The following is an 18,137-nucleotide window of genomic DNA, read 5'->3' on the forward strand; positions in this document are numbered from 1 at the left end:
CGACGTTAAGGTGCGGGATGGGGATCGCTCGGCTCGTCTGTCGGCTGCTACCCGCAGATATCATGTTGACGGTCCCTCCACCCTGGCTCCTACATACCTCGTAGGAGACGGGAGGAACATACAAGCCCATGCTCGGCTCCGCACCAGAAGCAGCCGAGCATGGGCTCGGCTCTACAGCGTGCAGCGCACCCTCGGGCATGTGGGTGCCGCCGTCAGTGCACCGGTACCAGCGTCATCGTGTGCTGTGCCTTGCCGGGCAGGAACGGGGTGGGGCGACCATGCACCCAATCCTCATGCCCCGCGCCCCAGTACGGCGACAACGGATGGCCGCTCTGCCCACCCGGCATGTGCACGATGCCGTCGGCTTCGTGGCCGGGCGAGACCACCATCCGCTGCGAGGCACCGAAGGACGGCGTCTGTACACGCGGCATGTCACGGTCGCCGGGCAGCGGATCGGCCGGCATGCACAACCAGCGACTGGCGAAGGCGGGCAGGGCGCGCGCGACCGGATGGCAGATCGCTGCGGTATTGCGCTCGCCCCAGCTGCGGTGCGCCAGCGGTCCCTGCGTGGACAGCTCCGCTTCGGTGCGACGTGCAGCATCGGCCAGCAGCGCATCCCAGCTGGTGTACGCCGGCGGCAGCAGGTTGGCGGGTCGCTGTTCCAGCATCGGCCAGGCCACGCCTTCCAGCTGCGCCAGGCGTGGTGCCAGGAAATCCTCGCCCAGCTGCGCCCGGGCCGGCGCCAGCAGCGCATCGGTCAGCGTGTCGAGCACCTGTGTACGGAACTCGCGCACCGCCCGGTAGCTGGTCGAATTGATCGCGGCGCGTCCTTCCCAATGCGCGCTCGCAGCACCCAATCGCTTCAGTGCCGGATCGTCGCTGTGCTCGATCACCTCCTGCAGCAGCACCCACCAGCGCTGCAGGAACACCGCGCGCTCGTCCAGCTGGATCGCCAGCAGGTCGTGTTCGTCGAAGCGTTCCTGGGTGGCCAGCAGATCACGGATCTGCCGTCCGCGTGCGCCGAGGTCGTAGCCGCCATTGCCAACGGTGGCCAGGGTTGCCTCGTCCACCACGCGGCTGTTGGCGGTCCACAGCCGATGGCTGGGCGGATCGATCAGGCTCGGCGCCGCGTCGCTGCGGATCGGCCAGGGCGCGCAGCGCTGGTTGGCCTGATTGTCATTGAAACCCAGTGGCGCGCAGTGCGGGCCACGGTCGGGCCGTGCGCCGATGAGGCGCCACGCGATGCGTCCGCTGCGGTCGCCGATCACCAGGTTCTGCGCGGGAATGCCGGCATGGTCGGCAATCTGCAGGGCCTGGTCGAGATCGGCGGCGCGTGCCATGTCGGCGAAGTCCATGCGCACCGCGCCCGGCAACTGCGCGACCCAGCGCAGGGCGTCGCCGCTGCCATCGGCGTGGGTGTGCAGGATTGGCCCCCACGCGGTTTCGCGTACCGGAAAACGCACGTCGGCGCCGCCAGCCACCACGATCCGTTCCTCATGCACGGTCACCGCGGCGTCGGCGGGTTCGCTGCGGAAGTCGGCGGTGTCGATGTAGCTGTTGGTGAAGCCCCACGCGACATGGCCATTGCTGCCGACAATCACCGCCGGCACGCCCGGCAGCGAGAAGCCGCTGACGTCGACCTGGCCGCCTGCGGCCTGCGGATCGGGGTAGCGCAGGCGCACACGGAACCACAGGCTGGGCGCGCGCAGGCCCAGATGCATGTCGTCGGCGACGATCGCACGGCCATCGGCGGTCAGCGCACCGGCAACGGCGAAATTGTTGCTGCCGACCGCGTCGGCATCTTCGGCAGCTGCGCCGCTCGAAGCCTTCAGTGTGTGCAGGTCCAGCTGGCTGGCGTCGGGCAGGGTGGCATTGCCGCGCGGAGCGCCGGCCAGCGGCGCGTCCCACTCGCTGCCGTCGTGCGCCAGCAGGGCGTACAGCGCCGGCGGCGCCACCGCGCGGATGCGCTGCAGGGCCAGTTCGGACGGGTTGCTGGGGTCCTGCAGGTCGGCGTACATGGCCAGGCCCGCCAGCACGCTGTCGCTGGCCTGCCACGGTTGCGGCGCCTGCCGCAGCAGCAGGTAGGCCCACGGCCGTACCGCCAGGCTGTCCAGGCCCTGGTTGACCCCGTCCACATAGGCGCGCACGGCTGCGGGGTCGCTGCCCAGCGCATCCTGCAGATGGGCCTCGGTGCGCGCGCGCAGGCGGTGCACCCGCATGCGCTTGTCGGCCTCGATCGCCTTCGCCCCGAACAGCGCGGACAGTTCACCGGCGGCACTGCGCCGCATCAGGTCCATTTCGAAATAACGTTCCTGCGCGTGAATACGGCCGAGCGCCCGCAGCGCATCGGCCTTGTTGCCGGCGTTGATGGTGACCACCCCCAGCGCATCGCGCTCCACGGTGACCTTGCCGGCCAGCCCGGGCGAAGGGCGCTCGCCGTCCAGCTCGGCCAGGCTGCCGCGCAGCAGCAACCACAGGACCGGTACCGCGAGCAGCACGATCGCGACCAGCGCACCCAAAATCCACCGCCACGTACGACGCATTGCAGGTCCTTCCCGAGCATGTCGACCGATTGTAGCCGCAGGCGCAACTGCGACTGATTCCGATTAGATCACCGTATTTCCAGATGGGGCACCATGGGCGCCATCGATTCACAGGAGCTCCCCCCATGAAAGGCAACCCGGACGTCATCGCCTGCCTGAAGGAACTGCTGCGCGGCGAACTCGCCGCCCGCGACCAGTACTTCATCCACTCCCGCCGCTACGAGGACCAGGGCCTGTTCGCGCTGTACGAACGCCTGAACCACGAGATGGAAGAGGAGACCCAGCATGCCGATGCGCTGCTGCGCCGGATCCTGTTCCTGGGCGGCGACCCGGACATGCGCCCGCACGCCACCGAGCCGGGCAAGACCGTGGAGGAGATGCTGCGCAAGGACCTGGACACCGAATACGCCGTTCGCAACAACCTCGCCGCCGGCATGAAGCTGTGCGAGGAGAAGGGTGACTACGTGAGCCGCGACATGCTGCTGGCGCAGTTGAAGGACACCGAGGAAGACCACGCCTGGTGGCTGGAGCAGCAGTTGGGTCTGATCAAGCGCATCGGCCTGGAGCTGTACCAGCTGAGCAAGATCGACGGCAGCGGCGCCCCGGCGCACTGACCGACGCCGCTTTCGGTAGAGCCAAGCCATGCTTGGCTGCTTTCCGCAGAATCACAACGTCCCGTCGCCTGCCAGCACCGGAGCACCGCCAGCCAGCCTTCGCCAGCCAGCTGCTCCACCGCCCGCCAGCCGACAAACAAAGAAGCCGGGGAATGCCCCGGCTTTTTTGTGTCTGACGTCCGGGGTCGGATCCGTTTTCGAAGAAAACGGCTCTGACCCCATCGGGTGAGGCGTGCCAACCAAGGTTGGCATCTACCAGAGGCGTTGCATGGGTCGGAGCCCTTTCCGCTGGAAAGGGATCCGACCCCGCGCCTCATTCGACCGACAGCCCTTCCACCTTCTGCCAGCCGCGCGGCAGCAGGTGGCCACGGGTGGCGCGGGCGCCCAGATAGGCCTCGAGCTCGCTGAACTTCAGGCCCATGGTGCGCTGGCCGCTGCGGACCTGCAGGGTCTGCCCGGGGCTGATCGCCACGATTGCCACCACGCGCTCGGTGGCGAGCTTGGCCTTGGGGATCTCGATGATCTTGTTGCCCTTGCCCTTGTCCAGTTCCGGCAGGTCGTTGGCGGCGATCGCCAGCAGGTTGCCCGAACTGGTCACCGCGACGATGCGGTCGGTGGCCACGTTGGCCACCACCGACGGCGTAAGCACCGACGAGCCCGCCGACAGATTCAGCATCGCCTTGCCGGCCTTGTTGCGGCCGATCAGGTTCTCGAAGCGGGTGACGAAACCATAGCCGTGGGTCGAGGCCAGCACGAAGCGGGTATCCGGCTCGGCGCTGGCCAGGGTCACGAAGCTGGTGCCCGCGGCCGGTGAGAAGCGGCCGGTCAGCGGTTCACCGTTGCCGCGTGCCGAGGGCAGGGTATGCACCGGCGTGGAGTAGGCGCGGCCTTCGCTGTCCAGGAACGCGACCTGCTGGGTGCTGCGTGCACGCACTGCGCCCTGCAGGGCATCACCATCGCGATAGGACAGGGTCGAGGCGTCGATGTCGTGGCCCTTGGCCGCGCGGATCCAGCCCTTCTCGGACATCACCACCGTCATCGGCTCGCTCGGCACCAGCTCGGTCTCGTCGATGGCCTGCGCGGCCTGGCGCTGCACCAGCGGCGAACGGCGCGCGTCACCGAACTTCTTGGCATCGGCCTGCAGCTCGTCGCGGATCAGCTTCTTCAGCTTGGTCTTGCTGTCGAGGATGGCGATGATCTTGTCGCGCTCCTTGGCCAGCTCGTCCTGCTCGCCACGGATCTTCATCTCCTCCAGGCGGGCCAGCTGCTTCAGCTTGGTTTCCAGAATGTACTCGGCCTGGTCTTCGGACAGGCCGAAGCGCGCGATCAACGCCGCCTTCGGTTCGTCCTCGGTACGGATGATGTGGATCACCTCGTCCAGGTTGAGGAACGCCACCAGCAGGCCTTCCAACAGGTGCAGGCGACGCTCGACCTTCTGCAGGCGGTGCTGCAGGCGGCGGGTGACGGTGCTGCTGCGGAACGCCAGCCATTCGCTGAGCAGCGTCTTCAGGTTCTTCACCTGCGGACGGCCGTCCAGCCCGATCACGTTGAGGTTGACGCGGTAGCTGCGCTCCATGTCCGTGGTCGCGAACAGGTGGCCCATCAGCTGCTCGGCGTCGACGCGGTTCGAGCGCGGCACCAGCACCACGCGCACCGGGTTGGCGTGGTCGGACTCATCGCGGATGTCTTCCAGCCACGGCAGCTTCTTGGCGCGCATCTGCGCGGCGATCTGCTCGATCACCTTCGACGGCGACACCTGGAACGGCAGCGCGGTGACCACCACGTTGTGCGCTTCCTTGATGTAGGTCGCACGCGCACGCACGCTGCCGTTGCCGGTCTCGTACATGTTCCGCAGGTCGTTGGCCGGGGTGATGATCTCGGCGTTGGACGGGTAGTCCGGGCCCTTCACGTGCTCGCACAGGTCGCGCACGCTGGCGTCCGGATCGTCCAGCAGGTGCAGCAGCGCGCTGACGATCTCATTGAGGTTGTGCGGCGGCACATCGGTGGCCATGCCCACGGCGATGCCGGTGGTGCCGTTCAGCAGCAGATGCGGCAGGCGTGCCGGCATCCAGGTCGGCTCCTGCAGGGTGCCGTCGAAGTTCGGCGCCCAGTCGGTGGTGCCCTGGCCCAGTTCGCCCAGCAGTACTTCGGCGATCGGGGTCAGCTTGGATTCGGTGTAACGCATCGCCGCGAACGACTTCGGGTCATCGCTGGAACCGAAGTTGCCCTGGCCTTCGATCAGCGGGTAACGGTACGAGAACGGCTGCGCCATCAGCACCAGCGCTTCGTAGCACGCGCTGTCGCCATGCGGGTGGTACTTACCAATGACGTCACCGACGGTACGCGCGGACTTCTTCGGCTTGGACGCGGCATTCAGGCCCAGCTCGCTCATCGCGTAGATGATGCGGCGCTGCACGGGCTTCAGGCCGTCGCCAAGGAACGGCAGGGCGCGATCCAGGACCACGTACATCGAGTAGTCGAGGTAGGCGCGTTCGGCGTACTCGCGCAGCGGCAGTTGTTCGAAACCGTGGAACACGGGGCGGGCAAGATCGGTCATGCGGCGTTGTTACCTATGTCGGGAGGCGGTGACGGCGGTCGCCGCTCTCAATCCAGTGATTATCCGGATGCGGCGGGGGATGCCAAGCCGCGTGCAGGATCCAGGCCCGGTTCCAGGCCGTGGCCGGCCCGTGCCAGGTAGCGTCCGGGCGGTAGCCCGAAGTGTCGCCGGAACACGGTGACGAAGGCGCTGGCGCTGCTGAAGCCCAGTGCGTGGGCGATGTCGGCCACGCTGCGGCCCTCGCTGAGCTGGCGAAGCGCCTCGGCCAGCCGCGCCTGCTGGCGCCACTGGGCGAAGCTGAGGGTGGTCTCGTCGCGGAAATGGCGGGTCAGGCTGCGCGGCGACAGGCCGGCCCAATGCGCCCACTGCGCCAGGCCGCGCTCGTCGGCCGGGTCGGCCAGCAGCTGCGAGGCGATCTTCAGCAGGCGCCGGTCGCGTGGCATCGGCAGATGCATGCGCTGGCGCGGCGCGGCGCGGATCTCGTCCAGCAGCACGTTGATGATGTGCTGCCGTTCGGTGGTGCTCTCGTAGTCCTGCGGCCAGTCGCAGATGCGTTCGGCCACCGCCTGCGCCAGGCGGGAGATGCCCAGCACGCACGGATCGGCCGGCAGTTCGGCGCACAGCGGTGCGGCCAGCACCATGCCCCAGCCGCGCAGGGGGCCATCGATGTGGACCGTATGTGGTTCGGCCGGTGGCATCCAGCCCGCCGAGCCGGGCGCCAGCGACCAGGTGCCATGCGAGGTGCGGGTGGTCAGCAGGCCACGTTCAACGCAGATCAGCTGCGCGCGGACGTGGTGATGCCAGTCCACTTCGCGGGCCAGGCCCTGCGGGCTGTCGAAGCGGAAGGCGATGACCGGCGGGCCGTCATTGCGCTCGAACCAGTCCAGCGCTTCTTCACGCAGCAGGGTGGCCGGTCCAGGTTCGCCCGCCTTCACGTGGGCTGGCGGTGGCTTGAATGTGACATTCATTGGCTGGATTGTACTACCGGGCCAGTTGGGAGCGCCATTAAGGTGACGCCTTCACCTGATCCAGCCCATTGCTGCAACACAGCATTCGATGCCAGATCGAATATTTCCATTGAGAAATATTTTTTTTGGAAGAGAATGCTCCCCCATGATCTGTCCTGCAACCACTCCCCCCAGCTTCGGCCTGCTGCTGCGCCAGGTGCGCGACGGCCTGGTCCGCCAGCTCGACGCGTCCATGGCCGAAGAAGACCTCGGCATCGGCTTCACCCACTACATCGGGCTGAAGGTGCTCTCGAACATGGCGCCGTGCACGGCCAACGAACTGGCCCAGGCCATCGACCAGGTGCCCAGCGCGGTCACCCGCCTGCTGGACAAGCTGGAAGCGCTCGGTTGCGTGCGCCGCGAGCCGCATGCCCAGGACCGGCGTGCGCTGCAGATCGTATTGACCGATGAAGGCCGCGCGCTGTGGGCGCGGTTGAAGCTGCGCGGCGACGCGGTGATGGATTACGCCCTGCGCGATCTGTCCGCCGACGAACGCACGCAGCTGCTGTCCCTCCTGACCCGAATCCGCGATTCCCTGACGACCCCATGAACCCGATCCCGCATCCCACTCTCCGCCGGTCCGGGCGCGCGCTGTTGGTTTCAGCGCTGGCCCTGGCCCTGGCCGCCTGCGCCAGCAGCCGTGGCCTCACCCCGCAGGGCCACGTGCTTGACGTGGACAGCCTGCACAGCGAACGCACCCTGGCCGACAGCGACCTGAGCGCCGCCGGTTTTCCCGCCCAGGACTGGTGGAAGGCACTGGGCGATGCGCAGCTGGATGCGCTGATCGCCGAAGGCCTGGCCGGCCATCCGAGCCTGGACGCCGCCGACGCCCGCCTGCGCCAGGCACAGTCGCAGGTCGGCACCGCGCGCGCCGATCGCCTGCCCAGCCTGTCCGTGTCCGGTGGCTACACCGGCCTGCGCCTGCCCGAATCGATGGCCGGCGATGAGATCGGTGGTCATTACGCCGGCAGCAGCCAGGTCGCCTTCGATTTCAGCTACGGCATCGACCTCTGGGGTGGCAAGCGCGCCGCCTGGGAGGCCGCCGTGGACGGCGCCCACGCCGCTACCGTCGAGGCCCAGGCCGCACGCCTGAACCTGTCCACCGGCATCGCCCAGGCCTATACCGACCTGGCCTACGCCTGGCAGCTCAACGATGTTGCCGAAGAAGAACTGGCGCGCTCGCAGAAGTCGCTGGAGTTGACCCGCCAGCGTCGCAGCGCCGGCATCGACAGCGACCTGCAGGTGCGCCAGGCCGAAGCCCGCGTGCCAGCCGCACAGCAGCAGTTGCTGGCGGCACAGCAGCGCATCGACGCGGGCCGCACCGCGTTGGCCGCGCTGGTCGGCAAGGGCCCGGACCGGGGCCTGTCGATCGAACGCCCGCGGGCGATGAACCCCCTGGCCCTGCAGCTGCCGGGCGTAGTGCCCAGTGAGCTGCTCGGCCGTCGCCCCGACATCGTCGCCGCGCGCTGGCGGGTGGAAGCGGCCGACAAGCAGATCAAAGTGGCCAAGACCAGGTTCTACCCGAGCCTCAACCTGACCGCGCTGGCCGGCGTGGTCGCACCGAATGTCGGCGACCTGCTGCAGAGCAGCTCCAGCTTCGCCTATATCGGCCCGGCGCTGAGCATGCCGATCTTCGAAGGCGGCAAGCTGCGCGCCAACCTGGCCAACACCGATGCGCAGTACGACCTGGCCGTAGCGAACTACAACCAGGCGGTGCTCGATGCACTGCGCGACGTCGCCGACCAGGTCAACGCGGTGCGCTCGCTGGCGCAGCAGGCGCAGTCGCAGCAGCAGGCGGTGGATACCGCACGCGCCGCGTTCGACCTGGCCCAGCAGCGCTATCGCGCCGGCATCGGCAGCTACCTGGACGTGCTGACCGCGCAGTCCACCCTGCTGCAGTCGCAGCAGCAGCTGGCCGGCCTGCAGTCGCAGCAGCTGCAGACCTCGGTGCGCCTGAGCAAGGCGCTCGGCGGTGGTTTCCAGCCCAGTGACGCCGACGCCGCACCGCTTGCTTCCCATTCCGATTCCTCGCATTCCTGAAGACGCCTGCCATGAGCCAGACCCAAGACACTGCGGCCCCCGCCGCCCCCAACCGTCGCGGCAAGCTGCTGCGCGGCCTGTTCGTGATCGTCGTGCTGCTGCTGGCGGCACTGGCGCTGTGGTACTTCATGTTCGGCCGTTGGTTCGAAGAGACCGACGACGCCTACGTGCAGGGCAACCAGGTGCAGATCACCCCGCTGGTGGCCGGTACCGTGGTCGCCATCAACGCCGATGACGGCATGCGCGTGGAGCGCGGCCAGCTGCTGGTGCAGCTGGACCCGGCCGACACGTCGGTGGCCCTGCAGCAGGCCGAAGCCAACCTGGCCAAGACCGTGCGCCAGACCCGCGGCCTGTACCGCAGCGTCGAAGGTGCGCAGGCAGATCTGAACGCACGCCAGGTGACCCTGAAGCGCGTGCGCGACGACTTCGCACGCCGCAAGGGCCTGGCCGCCACCGGCGCCATTTCCAACGAAGAACTGGCCCACGCCCGTGATGAGCTGGCGGCTGCCGAAGCGGCCGTGGCCGGTTCGCGCGAGACCGTCGAGCGCAACCGTGCACTGGTCGATGACACCGTGATCGCCACCCAGCCGGATGTGCAGGCGGCCGCCGCGCAGCTGCGCCAGGCCTTCCTCAACAATGCGCGCTCGGGCATCGTCGCGCCGGTCACCGGCTATGTCGCCCGTCGTTCGGTGCAGGTTGGCCAGCGCGTGCAGCCGGGCAATGCCCTGATGGCGGTGGTACCGACCGAGCAGATGTGGGTCGAGGCCAACTTCAAGGAAACCCAGCTGCGCCACATGCGCCTGGGCCAGGAAGTGGAGCTGAAGTCTGACCTGTACGCCGGTGACGTGAAGTACAAGGGCCGCATCGACAGCCTCGGCCTGGGCACCGGTTCGGCGTTCTCGCTGCTGCCGGCGCAGAACGCCAGCGGCAACTGGATCAAGATCGTGCAGCGCGTGCCGGTACGCATCGCCATCGATGCCAAGCAGCTGGCCGAACACCCGCTGCGCATCGGTCTGTCGATGAAGGCCGAAGTGAGCCTGCGCGACCAGAAGGGCGAAGTGCTGCCGAGCGCGGCCGCCAAGGGCACGGTGTTCGACACCGACGTGTACGCCAAGCAGCTGCACGATGCCGATGAGGTGATCCACACGATCATCCAGGGCAACCTGCCGCAGCAGGGCAAGGCGAGCTGAGGCCGGCCATGTCCGCACAAGCTCCAGCTGCGCCCGGCTCTCCGGGCGCACCGGCGGCGCCGGGTGCGGCCGCCGGCTTCCTGCCCCCCAGTGTGGCCCTGTGCACCGTGGGCCTGGCGATGGCCTCGTTCATGCAGGTGCTCGACACCACCATCGCCAACGTCTCGTTGCCGACCATCGCCGGTAATCTTGGCGCCAGTTCGCAGCAGGCAACGTGGGTGATCACCTCGTTCGCGGTGAGCACCGCGATCGCACTGCCGTTGACCGGCTGGCTCAGTCGTCGCTTCGGTGAGCGCAAGCTGTTCGTGTGGGCCACGCTGGCCTTCGTGATCACCTCGCTGCTGTGTGGCCTGGCCCAGAGCATGGGCATGCTGGTGCTGTCGCGCGCGCTGCAGGGCTTCGTCGCCGGCCCGATGTACCCGATCACCCAGTCGCTGCTGGTCTCGATCTATCCCAGAGAAAAGCGCGGACAGGCGCTCGCGCTGCTGGCGATGATCACCGTGGTGGCGCCGATCTGCGGGCCGATCCTCGGTGGCTGGATCACCGACAACTACAGTTGGGAATGGATCTTCCTGATCAACGTGCCGCTGGGTATCTTCGCTGCGCTGGTGGTGGGTAACCAGTTGAAGGGGCGCCCGGAACACGTCGAAAAGCCGAAGATGGACTACGTTGGCCTGGTCACCCTGGTGATCGGCGTAGGTGCATTGCAGCTGGTGCTCGACCTCGGCAACGACGAGGACTGGTTCTCGTCGATGAAGATCGTGGTGCTGGCCTGCGTGGCGGTGGTGGCGCTGACCGTGTTCCTGATCTGGGAACTGACCGACAAGGACCCGATCGTCGACCTGAAGCTGTTCCGGCACCGCAACTTCCGCGCCGGTACGCTGGCGATGGTGGTGGCCTACGCCGCGTTCTTCAGCGTGGCCCTGCTGATTCCGCAGTGGCTGCAGCGCGACATGGGCTACACCGCGATCTGGGCAGGCCTGGCGACGGCGCCGATCGGCATCCTGCCGGTGATCATGACCCCGTTCGTGGGCAAGTACGCATCGCGCTTCGACATGCGCATGCTGGCCACGATCGCGTTCGTGGTGCTGTCGATGACCAGCTTCCTGCGGTCGGGGTTCAACCTGCAGGTGGACTTCCAGCACGTGGCCGGCGTGCAGCTGATCATGGGCATTGGTGTCGCGCTGTTCTTCATGCCGGTGCTGCAGATCCTGCTGTCGGACCTGGATGGTCGCGAGATCGCGGCCGGCTCGGGCCTGGCCACGTTCCTGCGTACGCTGGGTGGCAGCTTCGCCGCGTCGCTCACCACCTGGCTGTGGGCGCGTCGCACGCAGGTGCATCACGCAGACCTGACCGAACACATCTCGGTGTATCAGCCGGGCATGCAGGACCAGGTCGCGGCGATGGGGCAGGGCGATCTGCAACATGGTGCGGCGGTGTTGAACAACATGATCAACCATCAGGCATCGCAGATGGGCTTCAACGACATCTTCTTCCTGCTGGGCTGGATCTTCCTGGCGATCATCACCTTCCTGTGGCTGGCCAAGCCGCCGTTCGGTGCAGGCGCGGGTGCCGCCGCCGGTGGCGGGCACTGATCGATCGTTGTTGTTGAAACGCAGAAACCCCGCCGGAAGGCGGGGTTTTTTTTGCAGTAGATCCACGCCATGCGTGGATGAACCGCCGCGATAACGATCGCGTTTCAAATTCCGGACATGAAAAAACCCGCTTGCGCGGGTTTGATCATTGTCTGAGTCATGGTGCCCAGGAGAGGACTCGAACCTCCACGAAGTTGCCCCCGCTAGCACCTGAAGCTAGTGCGTCTACCAATTCCGCCACCTGGGCGACTCAGGAGGAGAATTTTGCAGGAAGCTTGGATATGTGTCAACACCATTTCACACATTTTTTTCTGCACCGGCTTCCGCGTCCACATCCAGATGCAGCAGCAGGCTGCGCATCGGCGGCGAGAGTGTTTTCCAGTCGGCAAACGCGGCGCACAGCCGGCGCTGTGCCCATGCGTTGCCGAGTGCAACGGCGACGATGCCGGTGGCCCGTCGGTGCTGACGTGCGATCGTGCGAGGCGCGATGCCCACGCCGATGCCATGGCCCACCATCGTGCACAGGCCTTCGAAGGTCTTCATGCGGATGCGTACGTCGAGCGTGCGTCCGGCCTCTGCCGCCAGTTCTTCGATATAGGTCTGCAGTGCATTGCCGTCGGCCAGCGCGACGAAGGTCTCGCCCAGCACATCGCTGAAATCGAGCGAGCGCCGCGCGGCGAAGCGATGCCCGGCCGGCAGCAGCATCATCAGCGGGTCTTCCGCAACCACATGACGGCGCAGCCCATCGGCGGGGACGGCGTCGCTGATGATGCCGGCCTCTGCCTGTCCGGCACGGATCGCACGCACGACTTCAGTGCTGGTGCGTTCGTGCAGTTCGACGCGCAGGCGAGGGCGTTCGGCGAGCCATGGCGCCAGTCGCGCGGGCAGATAGTTGGTCAATGCCGCAGTGTTGGCATACAGGTGCAGGGTGCCGCGCGCGCCGTGGGCGAAGGCCTGCAGTTCGCCGCGCAGCTGTGCCTGCTGCTGCAGGATCAGGCGCGCGTGATGGGCCAGTGCAGCGCCGGCTTCGGTGAGGCTGACGCCGCGCGGGTGGCGGGTCAGCAGCGCGGTGCCGGCGTCGGTTTCAATGGCGCGCAGGCGTTCGCTGGCCGATCCCAGTGCCAGATTCGCCTCCACGGCGCCGGCGGTGATGCTGCCGGCGTCGGCTACTGCCAGGAACAGGCGCAGATCGGCAATGTCCAAGCGCATGTCGTGACCTCGCAACGTGGCCGCTGCCTTCGGAGCAGCCGAAGGGTGGGGCGGGAATGCCGCATTGTGCGCTGAAGTGCCGGCGGCTCCAATGAAGGCATGAACGAAACGATCTACTTCTATGTGTTGCTGGTGGTGGTGTTCCTGTTGGCCGGGGTGGTCAAGGGGGTGACCGGCATGGGCCTGCCGACCGTGGCGATGGGGCTGCTGGGTGGCGCGTTGTCGCCGGTTGCGGCGGCCTCGATGCTGTTCATTCCGACCTTCGTCACCAATGCCTGGCAGCTGCTGTCCGGGCCATCAGTGGGGCAGATCGTGCGGCGGCTGTGGCCGATGATGCTGGCGGTGGTGATCGCCACGCTCGGTGCCGCCGCGCTGCTGGTGCGGGTGGATCGTGATGTGTCACGGGCCGCGTTGGGCGTGGCGCTGGTGGTCTACGCCGGGTACGCGTTGCTGGCGCCGGTGTTGCGGGTGCCGGCCCGGCGCGAGCGCTGGCTCGGACCGCTGGTGGGCGCGATGTCCGGCGTGGTGACCGGTGCAACCGGCGTGTTCGTGATGCCGGCGGTGCCTTACCTGCAGTCGCTGGGGTTGCAGCGCGACGAGCTGGTGCAGGCGCTGGGCCTGGCATTCACGGTGTCCACGATCTCGCTGACCACGGGGCTTGTGCTGCATGGTGCGTTCGGTGTGCAGCAGCTCGGTCTCAGTGCGTTGGCGGTGGTGCCGTCGCTGGCCGGCATGTGGCTGGGGCAGGTGATCCGCCAGCGCATCAGTGCGCGGGTATTCCGTGCCTGCTTCCTCGGCTTCCTGTTGTTGCTGGGCCTGGAGCTGGTGCTGCGTTCGTGGTGGTGATGCTGGCTGGACGCCAGACAAGAAAAAACCCGCTTTCGCGGGTGTTTTTCATTCTCGACATGGTGCCCAGGAGAGGACTCGAACCTCCACGAAGTTGCCCCCGCTAGCACCTGAAGCTAGTGCGTCTACCAATTCCGCCACCTGGGCGTCGAGGGGGAGAATTATGCGGTGCCGTGACGGAAGTGTCAACACCCCTGCGGATCCGGGGTCGGATCCTGTTTCGCATGCGAAACGGGCTCCGACCCCATGGGTCTCGCGCTGGGGTCAGAGCCCTTTCCTGTGGAAGGGGATCCGACCCTACTGCCGGCCGTCCACGGATTACAGGCAAAAAAAATCCCCGCCGAAGCGAGGAGTTTTTTCGTTGGTGCCCAGAAGAGGACTCGAACCTCCACGGTTTTACCCGCTAGTACCTGAAACTAGTGCGTCTACCAATTCCGCCATCTGGGCGTTCCAGAGGCGCAATTGTGAAGATGAACCGGGGGGCTGTCAACGATTTCCTGAAAATTCTTAATGGGGAGCCTTCAACCGGTCTGCTGACCCGTTCTGCACGCCCGCAACGGCTACCATGGAGGGCGATGACTACCAAAAAACCAAGCAAGGGCGGGAGCAAGTCCCGCAGTGAAGCCCCCAACAAGGGCACCAAGCAGGGCACTGCCCGCAACAACAAGCCGGGCAAGCCGTTGCCGGGCTGGCTCCCCGCACTGGCCGAAGGCGGTGCACCGCCTCCAGGGCGTGGCCGCCGCAACGCAGAGGCACCTGGCCCCGCGCCGGGCCGCAAGCTGCCGCCGACGGGCAAGGTGATCGACGATCCCTATGCGTCCCGCGAAGCGGAAAAGTACGAACAACCCATCGCCAGCCGCGAGGCCATCCTGGCCCTGCTGGAACGTTGCGAAGGGCCGCAGACGGCTGAAGAACTCGGCGCGCGCCTTGGTCTGACCGCACCGGACCGTGCCGAAGCGCTGTCGCGCCGGCTCGGCGCCATGGTCCGCGATGGCCAGCTGGTGCAGAACCGCCGCGGTGGCTTCGCACCCATCCAGACGTTGAACCTGGTCACCGGCGTGGTGATTGCCAATCCGGAAGGGTTCGGCTTCCTGCGCCCGGTCGAGGGCGGTGACGATCTGTTCCTGCCGCCGTATGAAATGCGCAAGGTGATGCACGGCGACAAGGTGTTGGCGCGGGTCACCGGCATCGATCATCGCGGCCGTCGCGAAGGCAGCATCGCCCGCGTGCTTGAGCGCGGCATGACGCGCCTGATCGGCCGCTTCAGCGTCGAGATGGGCATCAACTACGTGGTGCCCGATGACAAGCGCATCCAGCGCAACGTGCAGGTGCCGCCGGACCAGACCGGCGGCGCGCGCGATGGCCAGCTGGTCGTCTGCGAACTGACCCAGGCACCGGACAGCCGCCGCCCACCGATCGGCCGCATCATCGCCGTGCTTGGTGACAAGCTGACCGCCTCGCTGGTGGTGGAGACCGCGATTCACGGCCACGAACTGCCGTTCGAGTTCCCGCAGGAGGTGCTGGACGAAGCCGCCTCGGTGCCGCTGGTGGTCGAACCAGCGATGATCGGCGACCGCGTCGACCTGCGCAGCACGCCGCTGGTCACCATTGATGGCGAGGATGCCAAGGACTTCGACGACGCGGTGTACTGCGAGCCGAACGCCGACGGTTTCCGCCTGGTGGTGGCCATTGCCGATGTCTCCAACTACGTTCGTCCCGGTACGCCGCTGGACGATGAAGCGCAGAAGCGCGCCACCTCGGTGTACTTCCCGGGCTTCGTGGTGCCGATGCTGCCGGAAACGCTGTCCAACGGCATCTGTTCGTTGATGCCGAAGGTCGACCGCATGTGCTTTGTCTGCGACATGCAGATCGACCGCGAAGGCGTCGTCACCCACTCGCGCTTCTACGAAGCGGTGATGAATTCGCACGCGCGCCTGACCTACACCCAGGTGTGGCAGGCGGTGGGCGAGGATGATGCCGGCGCCAAGGCGTTCATCGGTGACCTGCTGCCGCAGGTGCAGCGCCTGCACCAGCTGTACAAGGTGCTGTCGAAGGCGCGCAGCAAGCGTGGCGCGATCGAGTTTGAAAGTAGCGAAGTCCGCTTCGTGCTCGACAACCGCGGCGAAGTCACCCAGGCCGGCATGCTGGTGCGCAACGATGCGCACAAGCTGATCGAGGAATGCATGATCGCGGCCAACGTGGAGGCGGCCAAGTACCTGCTGTCGCGCCATGTGCCGGCGCCTTACCGCGTGCATGAGAAGCCGCCGGAGACCAAGTACGCCGATCTGCTGGAATTCCTCAAGGAGTTCAAGCTGAGTCTGCCGCCGTGGTCGAAGGTGCGCCCGGGTGATTACACCAAGCTGCTGAAGAAGATCCGCGACCGTCCCGATGCCACGCTGCTGGAATCGGTGCTGCTGCGCAGCCAGAGCCTGGCCGTGTACAGCCCCGACAACAACGGCCACTTCGGCCTGGCGCTGGAGGCGTACGCGCACTTCACCTCGCCGATCCGTCGTTACCCGGATCTGCTGGTGCACCGTGCGATCAAGCATGCGCTGTCGGGCAAGCCGCTGGACAAGTTCACCTACAACGCCCGCGAGATGGCCGCACTGGCTCTGCAGTGCTCCGAGCGTGAGCGTCGTGCCGATGAGGCCGAGCGTGAAGTCGATGAGCGTTACCGCGCGGCGTGGATGGAGAAGCACGTCGGTGGCCAGTTCGATGGCGTGATCAGCGGTGTGACCAGCTTCGGCCTGTTCGTGGAACTGGCCGACTCGAAGGTACAGGGCCTGGTGCACGTGACCCAGCTGCCGCAGGACTATTACAAGTTCGACGCGACCCGCAAGACGTTGACCGGTGAGCGCCGTGGCAGCAGTTACCGCCTGGGCGACCAGGTGCGCATCCTGGTGCTGAAGGCCAGCATGGAAGAGCGCAAGATCGACTTCCGTCTGGTCGAGCACAAGGGCGAGGAAGAGGCGGCAAGCCCGGCTCCGCTGCCCGAGCGCGGCAAGCCGGCCAAGCGCACGAAAAAGAAGTACTGATCTGTAGAGCCGAGCCATGCTCGGCTGCGCACACGGTGTGCCGACCAACGGTCGGCACCCACCTCACCCGGTAGGTGCCAACCGTTGGTTGGCACGACGTTTCGGAGGAACGCAGCAATGCAGGGCCAACCCGAATACAGCGGCGGCTGCCAGTGCGGTGCGATCCGCTTCCAGGTGCGTGGCGAGCTGACCGACAGATCGATCTGCCACTGCCGGATGTGCCAGAAGGCCTTCGGCGCCTACTACGCGCCGCTGGTCTCGGTGCGCGGCGTGCAGTTCAGCTGGACCCGCGGCCAACCGCGCTATTTCCAGTCCTCCAACGTCGTGCGGCGCGGGTTCTGCGCCGACTGCGGCACGCCGTTGACCTATGAAGCCCCTGATGGCGTGGCGGTGGCCGCCGGTGCCTTCGACCAGCCTGAGCGCCTGCCGCCGACCCTCCAGTATGGCGTCGAGCGCAAGCTGCCCTTCGTCGACGGGCTGGGCAGGCTGCCGGCACGCCGCACCGAAGAGGATGTCGCCGCGCTGGAGTTCCTGGCCACGATCGTGTCCCACCAGCACCCCGACCACGACACCCCGCACTGGCCACCGCGCAGCCGTTCGGCCGAAGGGTGAACGGCGGGTAGCGCCGGGCCATGCCCGGCGAGCGCGAAGCGCGGCCGCCCCTGATGCTCTACCATAGCCACCCCCTTTCCGGTCCTGCCCGCATGAGCAAGAACAGCCAGTGGATCGTCGGCGTCAACGCCGTCGCCTCCTCCATCGAGAACGACGCCGAGAACGTCCGCGAAGTGCTGGTCGAGGCCGGTGCGAAAAACCCGCGCCTGACCGAGATCGAGGAAAACGCCCGCCGCAAGGGCATCGACGTGCGCAAGGTCAACAGCCAGGCGCTGGACGGCGTGGGCGGTTCGGTGCGCCACCAGGGCGTGGCCGCGCGTTATGCCGCCGCCCGCACCTACAACGAGAACGAGCTGGAAGGCCTGGTCACTGCTGCGGAAGGCAAGGCCCTGCTGCTGGTGCTGGACGAGGTGCAGGACCCGCACAACCTCGGTGCCTGCCTGCGCTCGGCCGCTGCGGCCGGTGCCACCGCCGTGATCATCCCCAAGGACAAGTCGGCCACGGTCAATGCCACCGTGCGCAAGACCTCGGCCGGTGCTGCCGACCGCATCCCGGTGGTGGCGGTGACCAACCTGTCGCGCTGCCTGAAGGACCTGCAGAAGCAGGGCGTGTGGATCTACGGCCTGGCCGGTGAGGCCACCGCGTCGCTGTATCAGCTGGACCTGAAGGGCAACATCGCCCTGGTGCTGGGCGGCGAAGCCGATGGCCTGCGCCGCCTGACCCGCGAGAACTGCGACGGTCTGGTCAAGATTCCGATGCCGGGCGAGATCGAGAGCCTGAACGTTTCGGTCGCCGCCGGCGTCAGCCTGTTCGAGGTCGTGCGCCAGCGCGGTTGATCAGACAACCGTCCCTGTGGAGCCGAGCCCACGCTCGGCTGCCGCGCACCGCG

At 67.1% G+C, this 18,137-nt stretch carries 13 protein-coding genes and 3 tRNA genes; 9 read left to right on the forward strand and 7 right to left on the reverse strand.

From position 1 onward, the window contains the following. Positions 1-212: 212 nt before the first annotated feature. Positions 213-2,543: a penicillin acylase family protein gene (locus CR919_RS10335; protein ID WP_099819964.1), complete on the reverse strand. Its 2,331-nt coding sequence runs from the start codon at positions 2,541-2,543 to the stop codon at positions 213-215. A 125-nt stretch (positions 2,544-2,668) separates the two neighbouring features. Here CR919_RS10335 and bfr point away from each other — a divergent pair, with 125 nt between their 5' ends. Continuing rightward, a complete protein-coding gene (bfr, locus tag CR919_RS10340) occupies positions 2,669-3,157 on the forward strand; it encodes a bacterioferritin (RefSeq protein WP_025877631.1) in 489 nt (162 codons plus the stop codon). Positions 3,158-3,470: 313 nt separating this feature from the next. On the opposite strand, the gene parC is transcribed toward bfr, so the two are convergent. Next, positions 3,471-5,714: a DNA topoisomerase IV subunit A gene (parC, locus tag CR919_RS10345; RefSeq protein WP_099819965.1), complete on the reverse strand. Its 2,244-nt coding sequence runs from the start codon at positions 5,712-5,714 to the stop codon at positions 3,471-3,473. Between the two features lie 59 nt (positions 5,715-5,773). Next, entirely contained in the window at positions 5,774-6,682 is a 909-nt protein-coding gene (locus CR919_RS10350; protein ID WP_099819966.1) for a helix-turn-helix transcriptional regulator, read from the reverse strand. A 145-nt stretch (positions 6,683-6,827) separates the two neighbouring features. Between CR919_RS10350 and emrR the strand changes: the two genes are divergently transcribed. The 4 genes from emrR to emrB are packed head-to-tail and all read left to right on the forward strand — an operon-like array spanning position 6,828 to position 11,546. Beyond that, positions 6,828-7,271 (forward strand): multidrug efflux system transcriptional regulator EmrR, encoded by a 444-nt coding sequence (gene emrR, locus CR919_RS10355; protein ID WP_025877626.1) that lies wholly within the window; start codon positions 6,828-6,830, stop codon positions 7,269-7,271. Continuing rightward, a complete protein-coding gene (gene emrC / locus CR919_RS10360; RefSeq protein WP_099819967.1) occupies positions 7,268-8,761 on the forward strand; it encodes a multidrug efflux transporter outer membrane subunit EmrC in 1,494 nt (497 codons plus the stop codon). The genes emrR and emrC overlap by 4 nt, the downstream gene beginning before the upstream one ends. An 11-nt stretch (positions 8,762-8,772) precedes the next feature. Continuing rightward, on the forward strand, positions 8,773-9,951 hold the full coding sequence (gene emrA, locus CR919_RS10365) for a multidrug efflux MFS transporter periplasmic adaptor subunit EmrA (protein WP_099819968.1): 1,179 nt from the start codon (positions 8,773-8,775) through the stop codon (positions 9,949-9,951). Positions 9,952-9,959: 8 nt separating this feature from the next. Continuing rightward, positions 9,960-11,546 (forward strand): multidrug efflux MFS transporter permease subunit EmrB, encoded by a 1,587-nt coding sequence (gene emrB, locus CR919_RS10370; RefSeq protein WP_099819969.1) that lies wholly within the window; start codon positions 9,960-9,962, stop codon positions 11,544-11,546. 160 nt (positions 11,547-11,706) lie between these two features. Here emrB and CR919_RS10375 read toward each other — a convergent pair. Together CR919_RS10375 and CR919_RS10380 are read right to left on the reverse strand one after the other, a co-directional pair. Further along, positions 11,707-11,793: transfer RNA gene (locus CR919_RS10375), tRNA-Leu, on the reverse strand. A gap of 50 nt (positions 11,794-11,843) precedes the next feature. After that, a complete protein-coding gene (locus CR919_RS10380; protein ID WP_099819970.1) occupies positions 11,844-12,755 on the reverse strand; it encodes a LysR substrate-binding domain-containing protein in 912 nt (303 codons plus the stop codon). A 99-nt stretch (positions 12,756-12,854) separates the two neighbouring features. Here CR919_RS10380 and CR919_RS10385 point away from each other — a divergent pair, with 99 nt between their 5' ends. Then, positions 12,855-13,601: a sulfite exporter TauE/SafE family protein gene (locus CR919_RS10385; RefSeq protein ID WP_099819971.1), complete on the forward strand. Its 747-nt coding sequence runs from the start codon at positions 12,855-12,857 to the stop codon at positions 13,599-13,601. Positions 13,602-13,661: 60 nt separating this feature from the next. Here CR919_RS10385 and CR919_RS10390 read toward each other — a convergent pair. Further along, positions 13,662-13,748: transfer RNA gene (locus tag CR919_RS10390), tRNA-Leu, on the reverse strand. 215 nt (positions 13,749-13,963) lie between these two features. Beyond that, positions 13,964-14,048 (reverse strand) — tRNA-Leu (locus tag CR919_RS10395). A 128-nt stretch (positions 14,049-14,176) separates the two neighbouring features. Here CR919_RS10395 and rnr point away from each other — a divergent pair. The 3 genes from rnr to rlmB all read left to right on the forward strand — a co-directional run bounded on the left by rnr (position 14,177) and on the right by rlmB (position 18,084). Then, on the forward strand, positions 14,177-16,636 hold the full coding sequence (rnr, locus tag CR919_RS10400) for a ribonuclease R (RefSeq protein ID WP_099819972.1): 2,460 nt from the start codon (positions 14,177-14,179) through the stop codon (positions 16,634-16,636). Positions 16,637-16,753: 117 nt separating this feature from the next. Then, positions 16,754-17,248, forward strand: a complete 495-nt coding sequence (locus CR919_RS10405) for a GFA family protein (RefSeq protein ID WP_099819973.1) — start codon at positions 16,754-16,756, stop codon at positions 17,246-17,248. Between the two features lie 92 nt (positions 17,249-17,340). Beyond that, positions 17,341-18,084 carry a 23S rRNA (guanosine(2251)-2'-O)-methyltransferase RlmB gene (rlmB, locus tag CR919_RS10410; RefSeq protein ID WP_089239900.1) on the forward strand — a complete coding sequence of 248 codons (744 nt, stop codon included), beginning with the start codon at positions 17,341-17,343 and terminating at the stop codon, positions 18,082-18,084. Positions 18,085-18,137 lie beyond the last annotated feature (53 nt).

This window comes from Stenotrophomonas sp. LMG 10879, assembly GCF_002750935.1.
Taxonomy (GTDB): domain Bacteria; phylum Pseudomonadota; class Gammaproteobacteria; order Xanthomonadales; family Xanthomonadaceae; genus Stenotrophomonas; species Stenotrophomonas lactitubi_B.